This is a genomic window from Psychrobacter sp. GW64-MNA-CIBAN-0177 (assembly GCF_040309585.1).
GTDB lineage: Bacteria > Pseudomonadota > Gammaproteobacteria > Pseudomonadales > Moraxellaceae > Psychrobacter > Psychrobacter okhotskensis.
In genome coordinates, this window is sequence record NZ_JBEOOY010000429.1 from 1 (window position 1) to 253 (window position 253).

Genomic DNA, 253 nt, shown 5'->3' on the forward strand with positions numbered 1-253 from the left:
CTTCTGATGATAAGACTTGCTAACCACTTTTAAACTTACCTCAACACTAATTGAGTTAATAACTGCGACTGAGTCAATAATGCGACACTTTTGTGTTGTTGACCATTAATACTCAGCGTGACTTGTGGGTTATCTAAAAAATCACGAGCAGCTTCTGCACTATAAATATCAGGTGTAGCAAGCTCATAACGTTGATTTTCAGCAACTTCTAATGTGAGGTACAAGGATTCAGAACGTACCCAATGGCCTGAAT

The 253-nt window shown here is 38.3% G+C and carries 1 protein-coding gene; it reads right to left on the bottom strand.

What is annotated here, in order from left to right; translation table 11 throughout:
* Nucleotides 1-35 precede the first annotated feature (35 nt).
* On the bottom strand, nt 36-253 hold a 218-nt coding region (locus AAEY79_RS15725; protein ID WP_352289547.1), incomplete at its 5' end, for a DUF2057 family protein.